A 22,865-nucleotide genomic window follows, 5' to 3' on the forward strand; every position below is an offset into this window, starting at 1 on the left:
TGTGGGAGCGGCGGTGCGGCGATCCGACTTGTCCCGCGATCAAGACATCATTATTCCTTTTTCAACAGGCGTACTGCCAATACATCGCACGGCGCGCCATGCAGCACATCGTTGGCGGTGCTGCCCAGCAGCAGCGCCAGGCCATGCCGGCCATGGCTGCCCACCACGATCAGGTCGCACTTCTGGTCTTTCGCCAATTGGTGAATTTCCTGGCGTGGCTGGCCGTAGGTGAGGTGCAAATCGCCGCGGTTGATGTCCGGGTACTTGTTGAACAGGCGCTCCATGCGCTCCTTGGCCTGATCGAACTGTTGCTGCTGCAGCTGCGAGAGGTCCATGGGCACGTCACCACCAAAGGCCATGGCCATGGGTTCGACGATATGCACCAGGGAGACCTTCGCGCCGCTGCCCAGGGCGATCGCTTTGGCGCGCTTGATCACCGGGTCGCATTCTTCGGTCAGGTCGACGGCGACCAGAAGATGTTCGTAGGACATGAGCTGTACTCCTGACAATCGCGATAGAAGAAGTATGGTCGCTTTCACGCGGGTCGTCCGTGAAGCTGAGTAACCCGCTCATTTGCAACGCTTTATAAGGTCTACAGATATGACGGTATGGCTGGTGGTGTCAATCCTTGCGCTGATTCTCAGCCCGCTCGCCTGGTTGCGTCCCTCGCGCAAGCAGAGCCGGCAGATGAATCTGCGCCTGGAGGGGCGACGCATGGGCCTGGCCATGCAGCTGGCGCCGCAAGAGTGGCCGCACTGGCTGGAAAAACAGCCCCCCAGTCCATGCCCGCAGTACCATCGGGCACGGCGCAAGGGGCACGACGACAGCTGGTGCTACTGGCAGGTCAGCACGGGCGTCTGGTGGAACCGTTACCGCGAGCCCTGCGAGGATTCGCGGTTGCTCGAGGCCTTCGCCGGGTTGCCGGAAAGCGTCTACAAGATCGAGGCCGATACCCAGATGGTCGCCCTGTTCTGGGGTGAGCGTGGCGAAGATTCTGTTTTGCAGGATATTGCCAAGGTGCTCGAAACCCTCGCCTGATCCCTTCTCATCAACGACAAAGCGGCGCGCAGGAACCGGAAGGCTCCTGCGCGCCGCTTTGCGTTCTGCTGCGCAGAAAAGGCCAGGCAGGCCGGGAACACGTTGAACACCTGCCAGTGTAGCCAGTGTTGGCGAGTGTGTTTAAGAAAATGCAGTCGTTAGCACTTGCCCATGGTCTATCGCTGACATGAATGGTCGGCGATCACTGTCATCATGCTTCATGCCTGCAGCGTACAAAATGACTGGAAAGTCGCGTTTTCAAGGTGCTTGAGAGCATTTGACAACGCCGATCTTTTCGGAGAATGTGTGCACACCCAAATCAAACGGGCGTATGAATTGAGCGTTTGTATGTCAGATCGCTCTTACAGAACCCCGATTAGCGCGCCGACGGGTGTGCCTGCGGCAAGACACCGGCAGACCGGCTCTTGCGCCAGCGATCGGCGTGTACAGTTCAGCTTCCATATCGTGGAGATCAGTTGATGATTTACGAAGGTAAAGCCATCACGGTTAAGGCTCTTGAAAGCGGCATCGTCGAACTGAAGTTCGACCTCAAGGGTGAGTCCGTCAACAAGTTCAACCGCCTCACTCTGAACGAGCTGCGCGAGGCCGTCGACGCCATCAAGGCCGACGCTTCGGTCAAGGGCGTGATCGTCAGCAGTGGCAAGGACGTGTTCATCGTCGGCGCCGACATCACCGAGTTTGTCGATAATTTCAAGCTGCCCGAGGCCGAGCTGGTTGCCGGCAACCTGGAAGCCAACCGTATCTTCAACGCCTTCGAAGACCTCGAAGTGCCGACGGTTGCCGCCATCAACGGCATCGCCCTGGGCGGTGGCCTGGAGATGTGCCTGGCCGCCGATTACCGAATCATGTCCAGCACTGCCAAGATCGGCCTGCCGGAAGTCAAACTGGGCATCTACCCAGGCTTTGGCGGCACCGTGCGCCTGCCGCGCCTGGTCGGCTCGGACAACGCCATCGAGTGGATCGCTTCGGGCAAGGAAAACCGTGCCGAAGACGCCCTGAAAGTCGGCGCCGTCGATGCCGTGGTTACCCCTGAGCTGCTGCAGGCGGGTGCACTGGACCTGATCAAGCGCGCCATCAGCGGCGAGCTGGACTACAAGGCCAAGCGCCAGCCCAAGCTGGAGAAGCTCAAGCTCAACGCCATCGAACAGATGATGGCCTTCGAGACTGCCAAGGGCTTCGTCGCAGGCCAGGCCGGCCCGAACTACCCGGCGCCGGTCGAAGCCATCAAGAGCATCCAGAAAGCCGCCAACTTCGGCCGTGACAAGGCGCTGGAAGTCGAGGCTGCGGGCTTCGCCAAGCTGGCCAAGACCTCGGTTGCCGAGAGCCTGATCGGCCTGTTCCTGAATGACCAGGAGCTCAAGCGCAAGGCCAAGGCCCATGACGAGATCGCCCACGACGTGAAGCAGGCCGCCGTACTCGGCGCCGGCATCATGGGCGGCGGCATCGCCTACCAGTCGGCCGTCAAGGGCACGCCGATCCTGATGAAGGACATCCGCGAGGAAGCCATCCAGCTGGGCCTGAACGAGGCGTCCAAGCTGCTCGGCAAGCGCGTCGAGAAAGGCCGCCTCACCCCTGCGAAGATGGCCGAAGCGCTCAACGCCATTCGCCCGACCCTGTCGTATGGCGATTTCGCCAACGTCGATATCGTGGTCGAGGCCGTGGTCGAGAACCCGAAGGTCAAGCAAGCGGTCTTGGCCGAGGTGGAAGGGCAGGTGAAAGAGGACGCCATCCTGGCCTCCAACACCTCGACCATCTCGATCAACCTGCTGGCCAAGGCACTCAAGCGCCCAGAGAACTTCGTCGGCATGCACTTCTTCAACCCGGTGCACATGATGCCGCTGGTCGAAGTCATCCGTGGCGAGAAGTCCAGTGAAGTGGCCGTTGCCACCACCGTGGCCTACGCCAAGAAAATGGGCAAGAACCCGATCGTGGTCAATGACTGCCCGGGCTTCCTGGTCAACCGCGTGCTGTTCCCGTACTTCGGCGGCTTCGCCAAGCTGGTCAGCGCCGGTGTCGACTTTGTGCGCATCGACAAGGTCATGGAAAAGTTCGGCTGGCCGATGGGCCCGGCCTACCTGATGGACGTGGTCGGGATCGACACCGGCCACCATGGCCGTGACGTAATGGCTGAAGGCTTCCCGGACCGCATGAAGGACGATCGTCGCTCTGCCGTCGATGCGCTGTACGAGGCCAACCGCCTGGGCCAGAAGAACGGCAAGGGCTTCTACGCCTACGAGACCGACAAGCGCGGCAAGCCGAAGAAAGTCTTCGATGCCGACGTGCTCGACGTGCTCAAGCCGGTCGTTTTCGAACAGCGTGAGGTTACCGACGAAGACATCATCAATTGGATGATGGTCCCGCTGTGCCTGGAGACCGTGCGCTGCCTGGAAGACGGCATCGTCGAAACCGCCGCCGAAGCCGATATGGGCCTGGTCTACGGCATCGGTTTCCCTCCTTTCCGCGGTGGCGCGCTGCGCTACATCGATTCGATCGGGGTCGCCGAGTTCGTCGCACTGGCCGACAAGTACGCCGACCTGGGGCCGCTGTACCACCCCACCGCGAAGCTGCGCGAAATGGCCAAGAGCGGCCAGCGCTTCTTCAACTGAGCGCCCAACGAGCTAGAGCGAGAATACTGATATGAGCCTGAATCCAAGAGACGTGGTGATTGTCGACTTCGGTCGCACGCCGATGGGCCGCTCCAAGGGTGGCATGCACCGCAACACCCGCGCCGAAGACATGTCCGCGCACCTGATCAGCAAGCTGCTGGAGCGCAACGACAAGGTCGACCCGAAAGAAGTCGAGGACGTGATCTGGGGCTGCGTCAACCAGACCCTGGAGCAGGGCTGGAACATCGCGCGCATGGCGTCGCTGATGACCCAGATCCCGCACACCTCTGCCGCGCAAACCGTCAGCCGCCTGTGCGGCTCGTCGATGAGCGCGCTGCACACCGCCGCCCAGGCGATCATGACCGGCAACGGTGACGTGTTCGTCATCGGCGGTGTCGAGCACATGGGCCACGTCAGCATGATGCACGGCGTGGACCCGAACCCGCACATGTCCCTGCACGCCGCCAAGGCCTCCGGGATGATGGGCCTGACTGCCGAGATGCTGGGCAAGATGCACGGCATCAGCCGTGAGCAACAGGACCTGTTCGGCGTGCGTTCGCACCAGCTCGCCCACAAGGCGACGGTGGAAGGCAAGTTCAAGGACGAGATCATCCCGATGCAGGGCTATGACGAGAACGGCTTCCTGAAGGTCTTCGACTTCGACGAGACCATTCGCCCGGAAACCACCCTCGAAGGCCTGGCATCGCTCAAGCCGGCCTTCAACCCGAAAGGGGGCACCGTCACCGCCGGTACTTCGTCGCAGATCACCGACGGCGCTTCGTGCATGATCGTCATGTCCGGCCAGCGCGCCATGGACCTGGGCATCCAGCCGCTGGCGGTGATCCGCTCGATGGCGGTGGCGGGCGTGGACCCGGCCATCATGGGTTACGGCCCGGTGCCTTCGACGCAGAAAGCCCTCAAGCGCGCCGGCCTGAGCATGGCCGACATCGACTTCATCGAGCTCAACGAAGCCTTCGCTGCACAGGCCCTGCCAGTGCTGAAAGATCTGAAAGTGCTCGACAAGATGGATGAGAAGGTTAACCTGCACGGCGGCGCCATCGCTTTGGGCCACCCGTTCGGTTGCTCGGGTGCGCGAATTTCCGGCACCCTGCTCAACGTAATGAAGCAGAATGGCGGCACGCTCGGCGTGGCGACCATGTGCGTCGGCCTGGGCCAAGGCATCACCACTGTCTTCGAACGCGTCTGATCGCGTTGCAAGGCAGCAACCGGGGCCCTGTGCCCCGGTTTTTGTTTTTTACAGGATTTGTTCAAGAGGCAGGGCGACATGCAGATACAACCCGGTGTGTACCGGCACTACAAGGGCCCCGAGTATCGTGTGTTCGGCGCTGCGCGCCACTCCGAGACCGAGGAGTGGGTGGTGTTCTACCAGGCCCTGTACGGCGAATTCGGCCTATGGGTGAGGCCGCTTTCGATGTTCCTGGAGTCGGTCGAGGTTGACGGCGAGCAGGTGCCACGCTTTGCTTTGGTCGAGGCCGAAGAAGGGCTGTCCGGGTTGCTGGCCAAGGCCGACGACTGAGCGTTCGCGCTTGACCTCACTGTTTTGCCACTATATATAGCGGTGCCGCGTCTGGCACCTGACGCGTTTTTCATCTTCAGATTCAGGAATACTCCGATCCATGGGCAAATCGCTGGTCATTGTGGAATCCCCGGCCAAGGCCAAGACCATCAACAAGTACCTGGGCAACCAGTACGTGGTGAAGTCGAGTATCGGCCATATCCGCGACCTTCCCACCAGCGGTTCCGCCAGTGCGAGCAAGGAGCCGGCGGCCAAGCGTGGCAAGGCCGCAGCTGAGGCTCCGGCACTGTCGCCCAAGGAAAAGGCCCGCCGCACGCTGGTGGCACGCATGGGCGTCGACCCTGAGGCCGGCTGGAAAGCCAAGTACGAGATCCTTCCCGGCAAGGAGAAGGTGATCGAAGAGCTGCGCCGCCTGGCCAAGGATGCCGACACCATCTATCTCGCAACCGACTTGGATCGCGAGGGGGAAGCCATTGCCTGGCACCTGCGCGAAGCCATCGGTGGTGATGACAGCCGCTACAAGCGTGTGGTGTTCAACGAAATTACCAAGAAAGCCATCCAGGAAGCGTTCTCGCAGCCGGGCGAGCTCGATATCGATCGGGTCAATGCCCAGCAGGCGCGTCGCTTCCTCGATCGCGTGGTTGGTTACATGGTTTCGCCGTTATTGTGGGCCAAGATCGCCCGTGGCCTGTCCGCTGGCCGAGTGCAGTCGGTGGCGGTGAAGCTGGTCGTCGAGCGTGAGCGCGAGATCCGTGCGTTCAACCCGGAAGAGTACTGGGAAGTCCACGCCGACCTGGGCACCGCCAAGAACGCCAAGGTGCGCTTCGAAGTGGCGCGCGAGAAGGGCGAAGCCTTCAAGCCGCTCAACGAAGCCCAGGCCATGGCCGCCCTGGAGAAACTCAAGGCGTCGAGCTACAGCGTCAGCAAGCGCGAAGACCGGCCGACCAGCAGCAAGCCCTCGGCACCGTTCATCACCTCCACCCTGCAGCAAGCCGCGAGCAATCGCCTGGGCTATGGGGTGAAGAAAACCATGATGATGGCCCAGCGTCTGTATGAAGCCGGTTACATCACTTACATGCGTACCGACTCGACCAACCTGTCGGTCGATGCCGTGGAAATGGCGCGTAGCTACATCGAGAAAGAGTTCGGCAAGCAGTACCTGCCGGCCGCGCCCATCGTCTATGGCAGCAAGGAAGGGGCCCAGGAAGCGCACGAGGCGATTCGCCCGTCCGACGTCAACACCCACCCGACCAAGCTCACCGGTATGGAGCGTGATGCCGAGCGCCTGTACGAACTGATCTGGCGCCAGTTCCTGGCCTGCCAGATGCCGCCGGCGCAGTATTTGTCCACCAGCGTTACCGTGGCGGCTGGCGATTTCGAGCTGCGCGCCAAGGGCCGCATCCTCAAGTTCGACGGTTACACCCGCGTCTTGCCGCAGCAGAGCAAGCCAGGTGAAGACGACGTTCTGCCAGACATGGCGCAGGGCGAAGCGCTCAAGCTGATCCAGATCGACCCTAGCCAGCACTTCACCAAGCCGCCGGCGCGCTTCACCGAAGCCAGCCTGGTCAAGGAAATGGAAAAGCGCGGTATCGGCCGACCATCGACCTATGCCGCGATCATTTCGACTATCCAGGATCGCGGCTATGTGACCCTGCACAACCGCCGCTTCTACTCCGAGAAGATGGGCGACATCGTCACTGAGCGCCTGTCGGAGAGTTTCTCCAACCTGATGGACTACGGCTTCACCGCGGGCATGGAAGAGAACCTCGACGACGTAGCCCAGGGCGAGCGTGACTGGAAGAACGTGCTGGACGAGTTCTACGGTGACTTCAGCAAGAAGCTGCAGACCGCCGAGTCTACCGAGCATGGCATGCGTGCCAACCAGCCGACCCCAACCAATATCGAGTGCAAGGAATGTGGGCGGCCAATGATGATCCGCACGGCCTCCACCGGCGTATTCCTGGGTTGCTCGGGTTATAGCCTGCCACCCAAAGAGCGTTGCAAGGCCACTGTGAACCTGGTGCCGGGCGACGAGATCGCTGCCGACGACGAAGGTGAGTCCGAGTCGCTGGTATTGCGTGGCAAGCATCGCTGCCCGATCTGCTCGACCGCCATGGACGCCTACCTGCTCGACGAGAAGCGCAAGCTGCACATCTGCGGTAACAACCCAGATTGCGTCGGCTACGAGATCGAAGAGGGCAGCTACCGCATCAAGGGTTATGAAGGGCCGAGCCTGGAATGCGACAAGTGCGGCAGCGAGATGCAGCTCAAGACCGGCCGTTTCGGCAAGTTCTTCGGTTGCACCAATGCTACGTGCAAAAACACCCGCAAGCTGCTCAAAAGCGGCGAGGCGGCGCCACCGAAGATGGACAAGGTGGACATGCCCGAGCTCAAGTGCGAGAAGGTCGACGACACCTATGTGTTGCGTGACGGTGCCTCGGGTCTGTTCCTGGCCGCCAGCCAGTTCCCCAAGAACCGCGAAACCCGTGCGCCGCTGGTGCTGGAAATCGTGCCGCACAAGCACGAGATCGATCCGAAATACCACTTCCTCTGCGAAGCGCCGCAGAAGGACCCTGAAGGCCGCCCGGCGGTGATCCGCTACAGCCGCAAGACCAAGGAGCAGTACGTTCAGTCTGAAGTCGACGGTAAGCCGACTGGCTGGAAGGCGTTCTACGACGGCAAGGCGTGGAAGGTCGAAGACAAGCGCTGATCGTTCAGGGCTTTGACCGGGGCCGCTTAGCCCCCATTGCCGGCAAACCGGCGATGGGGGCTAAGCGGCCCCACTCATTTGATGACAAGCAAAGCGCAATCCCTGAAACTGCATGCAATCGCCTTGCAGCCTTCAGGAGGTCACCCGACATGGCCCAGGAACTCTACACCCGCACCAATCAGAAACTGTTCTTTGCCGGCCTAGCGCTGGAGTCCATGGCCAAGGCCTCTGCAAGCGGTGCCATGAACGCCCAGGGGTTGGTCCAGGCCGAGCGCGAAGCAGCGTTGTTCCACCTGTATGGTGCGCTGCTGGGCTTGTGCCATGAGATCGCTGGTTTCTACCGCTTGCCGCAAGCGGCTGCGGCACGGGCCGAGCTGCTGCTCAACGATGAGATGCTGCAGAGCGTGGCAATTCCGGAGATGGCAGAGATGCTGGAGCTGGCACGGCAGCCGGAAACCTGGCTGGCTCGCCTGCTTGCAGCTTATGCCGATTTGTTCCGACCGCCGGTCGCGAAGAAAAGCGCGAAAACCGATGTTACCCAGCCATTGATCCAGGCGATCAATCTGGATGAGGCCGAGCCGCTAGAGCTTTCGCAAGCAGAGCTTGAGGCCTGGCGGAAGAACCTGAAGGACTTGGTGAGACGATTCCGCGACGCGCTGAGTGAGTGCTGACAGCAATCATGGCTGATACACTATCGGCCTTTCGTGCAAAGCAGGCCCCAAGTATGTCAACGTCCTTTCTAGAAATTGTCGAGTTGCCTGACGGCCGGATCGAGCTGCGCCGCGCCGAGGATGAAGGTTCCCTGGTAACCCTGGATTTCTCCGAGGATGCCAAGGCATTCCTGCAAGGACAGCATGTGGAAGTGGCCAAGGCCATGCTCAGCGTCGGTGTGCAAATGGCCGGTCGCTTGGTAGAGGGCGATTTCGAGCGTGAAGAGGGGCCACGAGTCCTTCACTGAGCCACGCTAGAGGCTCACGGCTACAAACAGATGACAGGCAAAGCCTGAACATCAGCCAAGGCGGATGTTCAGGCTTTGTGCTTTTCCGCTGGCAGCGGCGCGCAGCAGCTGTTGCCGAGCGCTGTTGCTCACGCTGCCCAGCCAGCTGACGACGGTATGGCTGTGCCCCAGGCGTAATGCTTCGCAAGCCAGCTGCAGGGCGTTCTGGTTGCTGCCCGGTTGAAGCAGCAGGATGCGTTCACGGTTGAGGCCGGCATCGCGCAGCCATGCTTGCGTGAGGCTGGTAGGCGGGGCGATCAAGGTGAGCCAGCGGCTGTCGTCCTCTTCGCTGAGTTCGCGCAAAACAGGCGCCAACAGGCTTTGGCAATGGCCGGGGGCGCCGCGCAGGGCCAGTTCACTGAACAACTCGGGTTGGTTGCTTTTGCGTGGCTGTTCGCGGGCCTTGAAACCCGGCAAAACCGGATTGGCGAAAAATGCCTCGAACAGTGGCAACTGGACTTGTTGCGGTGCAGGGATGAACGGCTGCATGACGCCTCCTCGATCAGCGGCGCAGAACGCCAACGCTCAAGCCCTCAATCACCAGTTCCTGTTCTTTCAGGTCGACTTCGATAGGGGCGAATTCCGGGTTCTCAGCAATCAGCCAGACCTTGCTGCCTTCACGCTGGAAGCGCTTGACGGTTACTTCGTCGCCGATGCGCGCGACCACCACCTGGCCGTTGCGGGCCTCGCGGGTGGTGTGCACGGCGAGCAGGTCGCCGTCGAGGATGCCGATGTCCTTCATGCTCATGCCGTGCACGCGCAGCAGGTAGTCGGCGCGGGGGTGGAAGAATGCAGGGTTGATGCTGCAGGAGTCTTCGATGTGCTGTTCAGCGAGGATCGGTGCCCCTGCGGCGACACGGCCAATGATCGGCAGGCCGTTCTCTTCGGCCTTGGCTTCCAGGCCAGGGATGCGGATGCCGCGCGAGGCGCCGGGGGTCATCTCGATGGCGCCCTTGCGCGCCAGTGCCTTGAGGTGTTCCTCGGCCGCATTGGGTGACTTGAAGCCCAGTTCCTGAGCGATCTCGGCACGGGTCGGAGGGAAGCCGTTGTCTTCGAGGCAGCGTTTGATGAAAGCCAGGATCTCGGCTTGGCGTGGCGTGAGTTTCAGCATGGGCGAGGACTCTGTCTTTTTATACAGTGACTGGGATTATATACAGTGGGTTGCGAGCTGCAAGCTGCAAGCTGCAAGAAAGATCAAAAGCCCCGCGCATCTTGTCGCTTGCAGCTTGTGACTTGGCGCTTTTAAATGGCGACTGCCCAGTCACCGAGCCTTGACATCAGCAGGCCTGAAACGTATGTTTCAAACAACTGTTTGTCAGGCGGAGTAGTCATGGCCCAATCGGAAACCGTTGAACGCATCCTCGATGCGGCGGAGCAGCTGTTCGCGGAGCGCGGGTTCGCAGAAACCTCATTGCGGCTGATCACCAGCAAGGCGGGGGTCAACCTGGCGGCGGTGAACTATCACTTCGGTTCGAAGAAGGCCCTGATCCAGGCGGTATTCTCGCGTTTCCTCGGGCCGTTCTGCGCCAGCCTCGAACGTGAGCTGGAGCGCCACCAGGCGCGCCCCGAGCACAAGGCTTCGCTTGAAGAACTGCTGGAGATGCTGGTCGAGCAGGCCCTTGCGGTCCAGCCGCGCAGCAACAACGACCTGTCCATCTTCATGCGCCTGCTGGGCCTGGCTTTCAGCCAGAGCCAGGGTCACCTGCGGCGCTACCTGGAAGACATGTACGGCAAGGTGTTCCGCCGCTACATGCTGCTGGTCAACGAGGCCGCCCCGCGCATTCCTCCGCTGGAGCTGTTCTGGCGTGTGCATTTCATGCTGGGGGCCGCGGCGTTCAGCATGTCCGGGATCAAGGCCCTGCGCGCCATCGCCGAGACCGACTTCGGCATCAATACCTCGATCGAGCAGGTGATGCGCCTGATGGTGCCGTTCCTGGCAGCCGGCATGCGCGCTGACACGGGCGTCACCGACGAGGCCATGGCTGCCGCGCAGCTGCGTCCACGCAGCAAAGCCAGCGCCGCGGCCAAGGCCTGACACACTGGGCGGAGCAGGGCGCTTCAGATAAGCTAGCGCCATGCCCGACCTCGATTTCCTGCACATTTCCCTCGCTGATCAATGCCTCTATGGCTTCGCCCATGGCGTGCTGCTGTTGCGCCTGCCGATCTCCACGGCGCGCAATGGCGCGGGGGAGCGCAAAGGCTCCGGGTGCACGCCTCGTGGCCTGCATCAGGTGCGCGCCAGGATCGGTAGCGGCCTGCCACAGGGCGCAGTGCTCAGCAGCCGGCGCTGGACCGGTGAGGTCTGGTCGCCGGCGCTGCAAGCGCAGTTTCCCGATCGTGACTGGATCCTCACGCGCATCCTCTGGCTCAGTGGCTGCGAACCGGGGTACAACCGGCTGGGTCCGGTCGATACCTTCCAGCGTTACATCTATCTGCATGGCACACCCGACACTGAACCTATGGGCATTGCGCTGTCCCATGGCTGTGTACGCCTGCGCAACGACGATTTGCTTGCCTTGTTCGATCGCGTACCCGCCCATTGCCCGGTACGGATAGACGAGGCCGCTTGCCCGCACTGGGCCTCCCTGAATCTTCAATGAAGGACTCGCTATGACCGCCAGCCTGCAAGGCTCTCTGATGGTAGATATCGCCGGCAAATGGCTGACCGCCGAAGACCGCCATCTGCTGCGCCAGCCCGAAGTGGCCGGCTTGATCATCTTCGCCCGCAATATCGACAGCCCGCGCCAGGTGCGCGAACTGTGCGCGTCGATCCGTGCCATCCGCCCCGAGCTCATCCTTGCCGTGGACCAGGAAGGCGGCCGGGTGCAGCGCCTGCGTCAAGGCTTCGTGCGCCTGCCGGCCATGCGCGCGATCGCCGACAACGACAACGCCGAGTACCTGGCCGAACAATGTGGTTGGTTGATGGCGACCGAAGTACTGGCGGTTGGCCTGGACCTGAGCTTCGCGCCGGTGCTCGACCTCGACCACCAGCGCAGCGCCGTAGTGGGCAGCCGGGCCTTTGAAGGTAACCCCGAGCGTGCCACGCAATTGGCCGGGGCCTTCATCCGTGGCATGAATGCCGCCGGCATGGCTGCCTGCGGCAAGCACTTCCCCGGGCACGGCTGGGCCGAGGCCGACTCCCACGTTGCCATCCCGGTCGATGAGCGCAGCCTGGAGCAACTGCGCGCCGCGGACCTGGTGCCGTTCAGCCGCCTCAGCGGCCAGTTGGCGGCAGTGATGCCGGCCCACGTCATCTACCCGCAGGTCGACAACCAGCCGGCTGGCTTTTCGCGCCGCTGGTTGCAGGACATCCTGCGTGGCGAGATGGGCTTCGATGGGGTGATCTTCAGCGATGACCTGTCGATGGCTGGCGCTCACGTGGTGGGCGATGCCGCCAGCCGTATCGAAGCCGCGTTGAGCGCCGGTTGCGACATGGGCCTGGTGTGCAATGACCGGGCGGCAGCGGAGCTGGCTCTGAGCGCAGCGCAGCGCATGAAGGTCAAGCCGTCGCCGCGCATCGCGCGCATGCGCGGGCAGGGCTTCGCGTGCACCGATTACCGCCAGCAGCCGCGTTGGCTGGAGGCGCTGGGTGCGTTGAAAGAGGCGCAGTTGGTCGACTGACCTTACCGGCCTCTTCGCGGGTGAACCCACACCCACAGGTAAAGTGTCTAGTTCAAGGGTTGTGGGAGCGGGTTTACCCGCGAAGAGGCCGGCACTGACTTACCCGGTTCAACGGCCGCGCTTGCCTGGCAGCGGTGCAAACAGCGCGTCAATCTCCTCATCCCCCAACCGCCACTGCCCGGCCTGGCCACCATCGAGCAGCCCGGCCGCCAGCGCCGCCTTCTCCTGCTGCAGTTGCTGGATCTTCTCTTCAACCGTGCCCCGAGTGATCAGCTTGAACACGAACACCGGCTTGTCCTGGCCGATGCGATAGGCGCGGTCGGTGGCCTGGTTTTCGCTGGCCGGGTTCCACCACGGGTCGTAGTGGATCACGGTATCGGCTGCGGTCAGGTTCAGGCCGGTGCCGCCGGCCTTGAGGCTGATCAGGAACACCTCGCTGTCGCCGTTCTGGAACTGCTGCACCGGGGCGCGGCGATCACGGGTGTCGCCGGTCAGCAGGCTGTAGCGGATGCCGCGCTTCTCCAGCTCGAACTCGATCAGCGCCAGCATCGAGGTGAACTGCGAGAACAGCAGGACCTTGCGCCCCTCACTGAGCAACTCCTCGAGCATCTCCAGCAGGCTGCCCAGCTTGCCCTTGTCGGCAAAGTTGCCCTTGCTTTCGGTGCCCTGGACCAGGCGCAAGTCGCAGCACACCTGGCGCAGCTTGAGCAGGGCGTCGAGGATGATGATCTGGCTACGCGCCGCGCCGTTACGGGCGATCTCGTCGCGGACCTTCTTGTCCATCGCCACCCTGACCGCCTCGTAGGTGTCGCGTTGGGCGTCACTGAGCTCGACCCAGTGGATCATCTCGGTCTTGGCCGGCAGCTCGGTGGCCACCTGTTCCTTGGTGCGGCGCAGCAGGAACGGGCGGATGCGGCTGGCCAGGTGGGTCATGCGCTCGGTGTCGCCGTGGCGCTCGATCGGGGTGCGGTAGTCCTGGGTAAAGCGCTTGCTGTCGCCCAGCCAGCCGGGCATCAGGAAATGGAACAGCGACCACAGCTCACCCAGGTTGTTTTCCATGGGCGTGCCGGTGAGGCACAGCCGCTGGGTGGCCTGCAATTCGCGCACGGCCTGGGCCGCCTTGCTGGTGCTGCTCTTGATGTTCTGCGCCTCGTCCAGCACCAGCAGGTGCCAGGGCTGTGGCTTGAGGTGCTCAAGGTCGCGGGGTACCAGCGCGTAGGTGGTCAGCACCAGGTCGTAGTCGCCCAGTGTGGGGAAATGCTTGTTGCGGCCTGGGCCGTGCAGGGCCAGCACCCGTAGCTCGGGGGCGAAGCGCTTGGCTTCGTCGAGCCAGTTGGGCACCAGGCTGGTGGGCATCACCGCCAGGGCTGGATGGGTCAGGCGCCCGGCCTCTTTCTCCAGCAGCAGGTGGGCAAGCGTCTGCAGGGTTTTGCCCAGGCCCATGTCGTCACCGAGAATGGCGCCGGTGCCCATCTCGCGTTGGGCCTGCAGCCAGTTCAGGCCTTGCTGTTGATAGGGGCGCAGGGTTGCATTGAGGCCTTTGGGGGCTTGCACCTGCAGGTCGCGGGCGTCGCGCAGGCGCCGGCCCAGGTCGCGCACCTGGGCGCCACCTTCCCACAGCAGGGGCAGGTGTTCGATGTCGTTCAGGCGCGCTGCGTCAGCGCGCTCCAGGCGCAGGCTCGGGCCGACGGCGTCTTCGTGCAGGTACAGCTCGCCGAGGGTGCCCATCACCGCCTTGATGCGCCCGTAGGGCAGGGCGACGCGCAGGGCAGGGCTGTCGTGGCGGGCGCGGTTGAGGTCGATCAGCAGGTGTTCGTCGTCGCTGCGCCGTGCCAGCTCGCTGGCGCGCAGCAGTTCCGGGCTGCTGCGCAGCAACTGCAGGACGATGGGTAGCAGGCTGTGGCGCTGTCCCTCGACCACGATACCCAGTTCCAGATCGAACCATTCGTGGCCCGGCGCTTCGTCGATGGTGGCGTACCAGTCGTCGACCTCATGCAGGTTGAAGGCGAAGTCGCGGTGCACATCCACTGCCCAGCCGGCTTCGCGCAGGCGCGGCAGGCCCTCGCGGGCAAAGCGCAGCCAGGCTTCGTCATCGGCCAGCTGATACATCTCGCCGGCGCTGTCGGGCAGCGCTTTGCTCTGGCGGGTGGCGGGTTTGAAGCCGGCATCGCGCAACGTATTGCGCAGCGCCTGCTCGGCCTGGGGCTGGCGGCGGATGCGCTGGCTGGTGCTCTCGACCAGGCGGGTCAGCGGCTTGCTGTCGTTGCCACTGGTGCGCAGGCCGTCGTAATCGAACGAGAGCGCTGCGCGGTGTTGCATCTGCCGCTGCATGCGCCCGGTCTTCGGTGTGTAGGCGCTGTATTCGAGGCTGCCGAGGGTCAGGCGCGCGGTGGGCTGGATGTCCTCGATCTGCTCGCTGCGCACCGTCGTGGGCGTCGGTACCTGGCGGTTCAGGGCGTTCAGGCGGTGGCTCAACGGCACGATCAGGTGTTCCGGGACCGTGGGCGCGCTGGCCAGCTGGCTGGCGATGAACGGGTCGAGATCATGCAGCAGTTTGCCGCTCTGTCCCGTTTGCGGGTCTACGTAGTAGAGCGGTTCGAGTGGCAATGCCAGCCAGTGCGCCTTGTCTTCATGGTGCCAGGCGCCGCGGTAGCTGCCATTGTCCAGCCGCACCCAGCGAAAATCGGCATGCAGGTCGGGCCCTGGGGCGAGCGGGGTCTGCTGTTCGCTGTACAGCAGTCGGCCCGTTGCCAGCGCGTACTCGTAAAGGTCCGCACCTTTCTTGCCTTCCAGGCGAGCAATGGGCAGGGCGTAATCCTTGCTCATGGCGTCGATCAGGCGCAGTGTGCGCAGGTCTTCGTCAGTCACATAGCGCGGTGTGTAATAGATCAGCTCCGGCATCGAGCCGGGGCGTGTCAGTTTCAAGCTGCCGTCGGCCTGGCGCGTGCCCTTGAACACGCTGAGCATGCAGCGGCCGTGATCGATACCCAGCAGGTAGTACAGCGAAGGGCCCTTGCGCCTGGCTGGCTCGCTGGCTGGCGCCACCGGTACCTCGAGTGCCTCCACCCAGTGCGCAAGCTCGGGCGGCAAGTCCAGGGACTGCGCCGCGGCTGGCGAGCGGGTGGCCGGGAGCTGTTGATCACCTTCGACATGGTCGGCACCGCGCTCAAGGACGAACAGGGCAGCTGCACAGTGCTTGCAGTTATGGCCTACCGGGCATGAACAGGTGCCGTCACAGGTCAGGCCGTCCTCGGTCATGTCCAGCGTGATCCGCTGGTAATAGACGCGGCCAGCGGAACCATGGCATTCGGCGCGGATGGTCGTGCCGAGGATCGACACGATCTCGCTTCTGCCCTCTTCGGCATACTTCAGGCCGCGCTGCAGTGCCCCGCGGTCGAACGCGAACGTCCAGCCGTCGTGATTACGGACGAGGAACTGCGCATCGCTTTCGCTCACCTCACTGCTCCATCATCTCCGGGTCCGGCAGCGGCATCTTGCGCATGCCGGCAGGCGACACCTTGATCAGCACGGCCAGATGACCGCCGTCGAGGAAGGTCAGCTGGCCAGCCTTCATGTTGCTGTTGCTCTGCTTGAGCTGTTCGCTCTGCAGCACGCTGCCATTGCTGTCGAGCTGGTTGACCCAGAAGTTGGCGTCAACGGCGATGAAACGATCTTCCTTGATGCTCAGGTTGCCTTCGATGGGGAAGTGGCCGAACTGTTCGTTGCCGGCGCTCAGGGCGATGGCCTCGCCGTCCTGCTGCCAGGCTTTGTGCAGCAGCACGGTGTAGTCGGCGGTGGCCTGCAGGCGGGTGATTTCGTCACCCAGCCCGGCCGGGCGCTCGGCGCCTTTTTCCAGGCGTGGCGCGCCGGCGCTCCAGTCTTCCGGGGCGAACGGGCTGGTGATCGCCGGCACGGCGTTCTGCCGCACCAGGATCATTTCCACCTGATAGGGGCCTGCGGCGAAGGCGGTCGGGGCGAACAACGCCAGCAGCAGGGTCAGGGAACGAATGGCACGCATGGAGCTTCCTTAGTTTGGCTGTGGGGTCAGGCGCTCGAACAGCGCCTCCAGTGTATTGAAGCGTTCTTCGGGGCGTTCCATCGGCACCATGAAGCGGAACTGGGTTGCACCTTCGAACTTGTAGCGTTTGGGCTGGCCCTGGATCAGCTTGATCAGGGTCAGCGGGTCGACCGGGGTTTGCGCCTCGAACTCGAGCTTGCCGCCATTGGGGCCGGCATCGACTTTCTTGATGCCGAGCTTTTCCGCCTGCAGCTTGAGCAGGGTCAGGCGCATCAGGTTCTTGCTCGGCTCGGGCAGCAGGCCGAAGCGGTCGATCATCTCGACCTGCAGGTCCTTGAGGCCTTCCTCGTCCGCCGCTGATGCGATGCGTTTGTAGAGGATCAGGCGCGCATGTACATCCGGCAGGTAGTCCTCGGGGATCAACGCCGGCAGGCGCAGGTTGATCTCCGGGCCGCCGCCAAGCGGTTGCTCGAGGTTCGGCTGGTTGCCCTTGCGGATGGCCTTGACCGCGCGCTCGAGCATTTCCATGTACAGGGTGAAACCGACCGCCTGGATCTGCCCGCTCTGGCCGTCGCCCAGCAGCTCGCCGGCGCCGCGGATCTCCAGGTCGTTGGTGGCCAGGACGAAGCCGGCACCCAGGTCCTGGGTGTTGGCGATGGCTTCCAGGCGTTTTTCGGCGTCGGCGCTGATCTGCTGGCGCGGCGGCGTCAGCAGATAGGCGTAGGCCTGGTGGTGGCTGCGGCCAACCCGGCCGCGCAGCTGGTGCAGCTGCGCCAGGCCGAACTTGTCGGCGCGCTCGATGACGATGGTGTTGGCACTGGGCACGTCGATGCCGGTCTCGATGATGGTCGAGGCGATCAGTACGTTGAAACGCTTGTGGTAGAAGTCGCTCATCACCTGTTCGAGTTCGCGCTCGCGCATCTGCCCGTGGCCGATGCCGATACGTGCCTCCGGGACCAGCTCGGCCAGCTCCGCGGCGCACTTCTCGATGGTCTTCACGTCGTTGTGCAGGTAGTACACCTGGCCGCCGCGCAGCAGTTCACGCAGCAGCGCTTCCTTGACCGTGCTCTTGTTCTGCTCCATGACGAAGGTGCGCACCGACAGGCGTCGCGCCGGCGGGGTGGCGATGATCGACAGGTCGCGCATACCCGACACCGCCATGTTCAGCGTGCGTGGGATCGGCGTGGCGGTGAGGGTGAGGATGTCCACCTCGCTGCGCAGGGCCTTGAGCTGTTCCTTCTGGCGCACGCCGAAGCGGTGCTCCTCGTCGATGATCGCCAGGCCCAGGTCCTTGAAGCGCACGTCGTCCTGCAGCAGCTTGTGGGTGCCGATGAGGATGTCGATCTTGCCTTCGGCGAGGTCCGCGGCAGCGGCGCTGACCTCCTTGGCCGACTTGAAGCGGCTCATCACCTCGACCGTCACCGGCCAGTCGGCGAAGCGGTCGCGGAAGCTGTTGTAGTGCTGCTGGGCGAGCAGGGTGGTCGGCACCAGCACCGCCACCTGGCGGCCGCTGTGCACGGCGATGAACGCCGCGCGCATGGCCACCTCGGTCTTGCCGAAGCCGACATCGCCGCACACCAGGCGGTCCATTGGCTTGGCGGCGAGCATGTCCTCGCGCACGGCTTCGATGGCGTTCTGCTGGTCGGGGGTTTCCTCGAACGGGAAGCCGGCGCTGAAGGTGGCGTAGTCGGCGGCCGGGTCGGCGAATGCGTAGCCTTTGCGCGCGGCGCGGCGGGCATAGATGTCGAGCAGTTCGGCGGCGACGTCGCGCACCTGCTCGGCGGCCTTGCGCTTGGCCTTCTGCCAGGTTTCCGAACCCAGCCGGTGCAACGGCGCCAGGGCGTCGTCGCTGCCGGTGTAGCGGGCGATCAGGTGCAGGTTGGCCACCGGCACGTAGAGCTTGGCGCCTTCGGCGTATTCAAGGGTGAGGAACTCGGCGGCCTGGCTGTCGATTTCCAGCGTGGCCAGGCCCAGGTAGCGGCCCACGCCATGGTCGATGTGCACCACCGGCGCGCCTTCGCGCAGCTCGGTGAGGTTCTTGATCACCGCGTCGTTGGCCGCCTCGCCGCGCTTGTCGCGGCGCCGGCGCTGCATCACGCGCTGGCCGAACAAGGGGCTCTCGGCCACCAGGGCAATGGCCGGGTCGTCCAGCAGCAGGCCGTCGTCGAGCGGGGCGATGGTGATCGCCAGGCGCTCGCTGCCAGTGATGAAGTCGGCCCAGCCCTCGACGGTCTGCGGGCGCAGCTTCAGGCGTTCGAGCAGCTCCAGCAGTACTTCGCGCCGGCCGGCGGACTCGGCGGTGAACAGCACGCGGCCCGGGAACTGCTCGAGGAAGTTCGACAGCGCCGCCAGCGGCTGGTTGGCCTTGGCCTCGATCGCCAGGTTGGGCAGGGCGCGCGCCGGGAAGCGCTCACGACCGGCGCCGGGCTCGAGGTCATCGGTGCTGACCACCACCCGGGGCCACTGCTTGAGCTTGGCGAAGCAGTCCTCGACCGGCATGAACAGCTCGGCCGGCGGCAGCAGTGGGCGGCTGAGGTCGCCGCGGCGCTCTTCGTAGCGCCCGCGCACGTCGTTCCAGAAATGCTCGGCAGCCTGCTCCACGCCCGGCAGGGAGAACACCTGGGTGTCCGCCGGCAGGTAGTCGAACAAGGTCGAGGTTTCTTCGAAGAACAGCGGCAGGTAGTACTCGATGCCGGCCGGGATAATGCCGCTGGTCAGGTCCTGGAAGATTGCGCTGCGCCGGAAGTCCACGTCGAAGCGCTCGCGGAAGCGGGCCTTGAAGCGGGTCACCTCGTCCTTGTGCATGGGGAATTCGCGGGCCGGCAGCAGGCGTACCGAGTCGACCTTGTCGATCGAGCGCTGGGTCTCCGGGTCGAAGGTGCGCAGCGTCTCGATCTCGTCGTCGAACAGGTCGATGCGGTACGGCTGTTTGCTGCCCATGGGGAACAGGTCGATCAGCGCCCCGCGCACGGCGAACTCGCCATGCTCGTAAACCGTGTCGACGCAGCGGTAGCCGCTGGCCTCGAGGCGCGTGCGCATCTGCTCGACGTCGATCTTCTGGCCCACGTCCAGTACCAGGCTGCTGCCCAGCAAGAAGCGGGTGGGGGCCAGGCGGTGCAGGGCGGTGGTCACGGGCACCACCAGGATGCCGTGGTCCAGCTCCGGCAGCCGGTACAGGCTGGCGATGCGCTGCGAGATGATGTCCTGGTGCGGCGAGAACAGGTCGTAGGGCAGCGTTTCCCAGTCGGGGAAGGGCAGCACCGGCAGGTCCGGGGCAAAGAAGCGCAGCTCCTGCTCCAGGCGATCGGCGGCCTGGCTGTCGGCGGTCAGCAGCAAGGTGAAGCGGCCGGCACTGCTGGCGGCTTCGGCGATGGCCAGGCTCAAGGCGGCACCGGGCAGGTTGCCCCAGGTGTGTTTGCCGGCCGTGGCCGACATTTGCGGTAGGCGCAGAACTGACACGGGAGATCGGACTCCAAGCGTTGCGGCAAAGAGGTCGATTGTACCGGTGAGCGGGCGCGCTGTCAGGCTCGAAAGGGCTTGGCGACGGGGCTTGTGGCCGGCGACAGGCGCTCATTGCCCGATACGCCGCGGGGCGTCATAATGTAGCCCCTTTTTTGTTCCCCTACATGTGGAAGGTTACCGTGACTCAGAAGCCCGACCAGTGTCTTGGTGAGTGGATCGATCGTGAAGCCCTGGCTGAAGCGATGATCCCGCTTATCGGTCAGCTCTACCGCAACAACAATGTGGTGAGCTCGATCTATGGCCGCAGCCTGATCAACCGTTCGGTTATCTCGATTCTCAAGGCCCACCGCTTTGCGCGTCACCGTCAGACCGACGAAACCGAACTGTCCGTCCACGAGACATTCCCCCTGCTCAAGGCCATGAGCGAGCTGAAACTGGGCGCCGCTTCGGTTGACCTGGGCAAGCTGGCCAACAAGTTCAAGCAGGAAGGCAATGGCCGCACCGCCGAGCAGTTCGTGCGCGAAGAACTGGCCGATGTGGTCGGTCAGCAGAACGCCTCCGCACGCAAGGGCACTGATGTCGTGCTGTACGGCTTTGGCCGTATCGGCCGCCTGCTGGCGCGCATCCTGATCGAGAAGACCGGTGGTGGCGACGGCCTGCGCCTGCGCGCCATCGTCGTGCGCAAGGGCGCCGAAAACGACCTGGTCAAGCGCGCCAGCCTGCTGCGTCGTGACTCGGTGCATGGCCCGTTCGATGGCACCATCACCATCGACGAAGCCAACAACACCATCACCGCCAACGGCAACCTGATCCAGGTGATCTACGCCAAGAGCCCGAGCGAAGTCGACTACACCCAGTACGGCATCAAGGATGCACTGATCGTCGACAACACCGGCGTATGGCGTGACGCCGACGGCCTGGGCCAGCACCTGGCCTGCCCGGGCGCTGCCCGCGTGATCCTCACCGCGCCTGGCAAGGGCGCGCTGAAGAACATCGTGCACGGCATCAACCATGGCGACATCAGCGCCGATGACAAGATCATCTCCGCTGCTTCCTGCACCACCAACGCCATCGTGCCGGTGCTCAAGGCCATCAACGACCAGTACGGCATCGTCAACGGCCACGTCGAAACCGTTCACTCGTTCACCAACGACCAGAACCTGATCGACAACTTCCACAAGGGCAGCCGTCGTGGCCGTGCCGCGCCGCTGAACATGGTTATCACCGAGACCGGTGCCGCCACCGCTGCCGCCAAGGCACTGCCAGTGCTCAAGGGCAAGCTGACCGGCAACGCGATCCGCGTGCCGACGCCGAACGTGTCGATGGCCATCCTCAACCTGAACCTTGAGAAGGCCACCAACCGCGAGGAACTCAACGAGTACCTGCGCCAGACCGCCATGCACTCCGAGCTGCACAAGCAGATCGACTACGTGAGCTCGCAGGAAGTGGTTTCCACCGACTTCGTCGGTTCGCGCCACGCCGGTGTGGTCGATGCTGAAGCGACCATCTGCAGCGACAACCGCGTTGTCCTGTACGTCTGGTACGACAACGAGTTCGGCTACAGCTGCCAGGTGGTTCGTGTGATGGAAGACATGGCCGGTGTGAACCCGCCAGCGTTTCCACGCTGATCCGCTTGTAATGCGTTGAGAAAACGGGAACCTTCGGGTTCCCGTTTTTTTTCGCCAAGTATTGTGTCGTCCATGCGGGCCTCTTCGCGGGTAAATCGCAGCGGCGAACCGCCGCTCCCACACGGCTTGCGCTGTACCTGTGGGAGCGGGTTTACCCGCGAAGAGGCCGGTGCACCCCGTCGAGAATTTGAATTTGCGCGCAGCACTCTTGTCCATCCTGATGCTCCTGACTGGCTGCGAACAGGGCCCCACCCTCGAACGCTTCGGCGGCCCGACCATGGGCAGCAGTTACAGCATCCAGTACGTGCGCCAAGTCGGCGGCCCGGCGCCGGAGCAGGTGCGGGCGGCCGTCGAAAGCATCCTGCAGGCCATCGACGCGCATTACTCCACCTACCGCGGTGACTCCACCGTCAGCCGCTTCAACCAGCTGCCGGCCAACCAGTGCCTGCCCGTCGATGCCGACATGCTCGAACTGGTCACCTTCGGCCAGCACCTGGCCGAGCAGAGCCAGGGCGCCTACGACCTCACCGTCGAGCCGCTGCTGGACCTCTGGGGCTTTGGCCCGCAGGCCCGTGCGCTGCACGTGCCGGATGCGCAGGCGCAGGCCCAGGTTCGTCAGCGAGTTGGCTACCGCCACTTGCGCATCGAGGGCGAAAACCTGTGCAAGGACGCGCCGATCGAGCTGGACTTCAACAGCATCGCCGCCGGCCATGCGGTCGACCTGATCGCTGCGCACCTGCATAAGATGGGCATCGACAGCTTCCTCGCCGAGGCCACCGGCGAGCTCAAGGCCATGGGCCGCAAGCCCGATGGCAGCCCCTGGCGGGTGGCCTTGGAGCTGCCCCGCGAAGATCGCCAGGTCGCCCGCCAGGTCATTGCCGTGCAAGGGCTGGCGGTGTCGACCTCGGGTGACTATCGGCACTATTTCGAGGACAATGGCCGGCGCTATTCGCACACCTTCGATGCCCGCCTCGGGCGCCCGGTCGAACATGACCTGGCGTCGGTGACCGTGCTCGACGCTTCGGCCTTGCTGGCCGACGGCTACTCGACCCTGCTGTTGATCCTCGGGCCGCAGCAGGGCTGGGACTTCGCCATTGCCCACGGTATCGCGGCGGTGTTGGTGACTCGGGCCGAAGGTGGCTTCGTCTCCCGTTCCACCCCGGCGTTCGAGCGGGCGCTGAAAGGCGAGTGAAAGGCAAGCCACGGATGATCGCCACCATGGATTCG

The 22,865-nt window shown here is 63.8% G+C and carries 18 protein-coding genes; 12 read left to right on the plus strand and 6 right to left on the minus strand.

Annotated features, from left to right (window positions below; translation table 11 throughout):
- Positions 1–50: 50 nt before the first annotated feature.
- Positions 51–491: a universal stress protein gene (locus LOY51_RS09000; protein WP_258645780.1), complete on the minus strand. Its 441-nt coding sequence runs from the start codon at positions 489–491 to the stop codon at positions 51–53.
- A gap of 109 nt (positions 492–600) precedes the next feature.
- Between LOY51_RS09000 and LOY51_RS09005 the strand changes: the two genes are divergently transcribed.
- The 7 genes from LOY51_RS09005 (at position 601) to LOY51_RS09035 (ending at position 8,870) form a co-directional block, all read left to right on the plus strand.
- The gene (locus tag LOY51_RS09005) at positions 601–1,038 is read left to right on the plus strand and encodes a hypothetical protein (RefSeq protein ID WP_125857995.1); all 438 of its coding nucleotides are present in this window, start codon (positions 601–603) and stop codon (positions 1,036–1,038) included.
- Between the two features lie 479 nt (positions 1,039–1,517).
- Entirely contained in the window at positions 1,518–3,665 is a 2,148-nt protein-coding gene (fadB, locus tag LOY51_RS09010) for a fatty acid oxidation complex subunit alpha FadB (RefSeq protein WP_125463365.1), read from the plus strand.
- A 31-nt stretch (positions 3,666–3,696) separates the two neighbouring features.
- Entirely contained in the window at positions 3,697–4,872 is a 1,176-nt protein-coding gene (gene fadA / locus LOY51_RS09015) for an acetyl-CoA C-acyltransferase FadA (RefSeq protein ID WP_125463366.1), read from the plus strand.
- Between the two features lie 78 nt (positions 4,873–4,950).
- On the plus strand, positions 4,951–5,202 hold the full coding sequence (locus LOY51_RS09020) for a DUF1653 domain-containing protein (protein ID WP_125463367.1): 252 nt from the start codon (positions 4,951–4,953) through the stop codon (positions 5,200–5,202).
- Positions 5,203–5,302: 100 nt separating this feature from the next.
- Positions 5,303–7,912: a type I DNA topoisomerase gene (gene topA / locus LOY51_RS09025; protein WP_125463368.1), complete on the plus strand. Its 2,610-nt coding sequence runs from the start codon at positions 5,303–5,305 to the stop codon at positions 7,910–7,912.
- Between the two features lie 149 nt (positions 7,913–8,061).
- The gene (locus tag LOY51_RS09030; protein WP_125857996.1) at positions 8,062–8,583 is read left to right on the plus strand and encodes a DUF6586 family protein; all 522 of its coding nucleotides are present in this window, start codon (positions 8,062–8,064) and stop codon (positions 8,581–8,583) included.
- A gap of 53 nt (positions 8,584–8,636) precedes the next feature.
- Positions 8,637–8,870 carry a hypothetical protein gene (locus tag LOY51_RS09035; protein WP_023630868.1) on the plus strand — a complete coding sequence of 78 codons (234 nt, stop codon included), beginning with the start codon at positions 8,637–8,639 and terminating at the stop codon, positions 8,868–8,870.
- 51 nt (positions 8,871–8,921) lie between these two features.
- Here LOY51_RS09035 and sulA read toward each other — a convergent pair whose 3' ends face one another.
- Together sulA and lexA are read right to left on the minus strand one after the other, a co-directional pair.
- Positions 8,922–9,398 (minus strand): SOS-induced cell division inhibitor SulA, encoded by a 477-nt coding sequence (gene sulA, locus LOY51_RS09040; protein WP_125857997.1) that lies wholly within the window; start codon positions 9,396–9,398, stop codon positions 8,922–8,924.
- A gap of 13 nt (positions 9,399–9,411) precedes the next feature.
- On the minus strand, positions 9,412–10,020 hold the full coding sequence (gene lexA / locus LOY51_RS09045; protein WP_125463371.1) for a transcriptional repressor LexA: 609 nt from the start codon (positions 10,018–10,020) through the stop codon (positions 9,412–9,414).
- A 219-nt stretch (positions 10,021–10,239) separates the two neighbouring features.
- On the opposite strand from lexA, the gene LOY51_RS09050 reads away from it, so the two are divergent.
- From LOY51_RS09050 to nagZ, 3 genes are read left to right on the plus strand one after another with little or no spacing between them, the layout of a single operon-like run.
- Positions 10,240–10,944 (plus strand): TetR/AcrR family transcriptional regulator, encoded by a 705-nt coding sequence (locus LOY51_RS09050; RefSeq protein ID WP_258645785.1) that lies wholly within the window; start codon positions 10,240–10,242, stop codon positions 10,942–10,944.
- Positions 10,945–10,984: 40 nt separating this feature from the next.
- Positions 10,985–11,509 carry a L,D-transpeptidase gene (locus LOY51_RS09055; protein ID WP_125857998.1) on the plus strand — a complete coding sequence of 175 codons (525 nt, stop codon included), beginning with the start codon at positions 10,985–10,987 and terminating at the stop codon, positions 11,507–11,509.
- A 22-nt stretch (positions 11,510–11,531) separates the two neighbouring features.
- A complete protein-coding gene (gene nagZ / locus LOY51_RS09060) occupies positions 11,532–12,530 on the plus strand; it encodes a beta-N-acetylhexosaminidase (protein WP_189654564.1) in 999 nt (332 codons plus the stop codon).
- A gap of 108 nt (positions 12,531–12,638) precedes the next feature.
- On the opposite strand, the gene LOY51_RS09065 is transcribed toward nagZ, so the two are convergent.
- Genes LOY51_RS09065 through mfd form a run of 3 tightly spaced genes read right to left on the minus strand, consistent with a single transcriptional unit; the run spans position 12,639 to position 20,007 of the window.
- On the minus strand, positions 12,639–15,986 hold the full coding sequence (locus tag LOY51_RS09065) for a DEAD/DEAH box helicase (RefSeq protein WP_258645788.1): 3,348 nt from the start codon (positions 15,984–15,986) through the stop codon (positions 12,639–12,641).
- A gap of 1 nt (position 15,987) precedes the next feature.
- A complete protein-coding gene (locus LOY51_RS09070; RefSeq protein ID WP_125858000.1) occupies positions 15,988–16,548 on the minus strand; it encodes a CsiV family protein in 561 nt (186 codons plus the stop codon).
- Between the two features lie 9 nt (positions 16,549–16,557).
- Entirely contained in the window at positions 16,558–20,007 is a 3,450-nt protein-coding gene (gene mfd, locus LOY51_RS09075) for a transcription-repair coupling factor (RefSeq protein WP_258645791.1), read from the minus strand.
- 167 nt (positions 20,008–20,174) lie between these two features.
- On the opposite strand from mfd, the gene LOY51_RS09080 reads away from it, so the two are divergent.
- Both LOY51_RS09080 and LOY51_RS09085 read left to right on the plus strand, forming a co-directional pair.
- On the plus strand, positions 20,175–21,638 hold the full coding sequence (locus LOY51_RS09080; RefSeq protein ID WP_110993536.1) for a glyceraldehyde-3-phosphate dehydrogenase: 1,464 nt from the start codon (positions 20,175–20,177) through the stop codon (positions 21,636–21,638).
- A 193-nt stretch (positions 21,639–21,831) separates the two neighbouring features.
- Positions 21,832–22,830, plus strand: coding sequence for an FAD:protein FMN transferase (locus tag LOY51_RS09085; protein WP_258645795.1), 999 nt, complete (start codon positions 21,832–21,834; stop codon positions 22,828–22,830).
- Positions 22,831–22,865 lie beyond the last annotated feature (35 nt).

It is taken from the genome of Pseudomonas sichuanensis (assembly GCF_024749065.1).
Lineage (GTDB): Bacteria > Pseudomonadota > Gammaproteobacteria > Pseudomonadales > Pseudomonadaceae > Aquipseudomonas > Aquipseudomonas sichuanensis.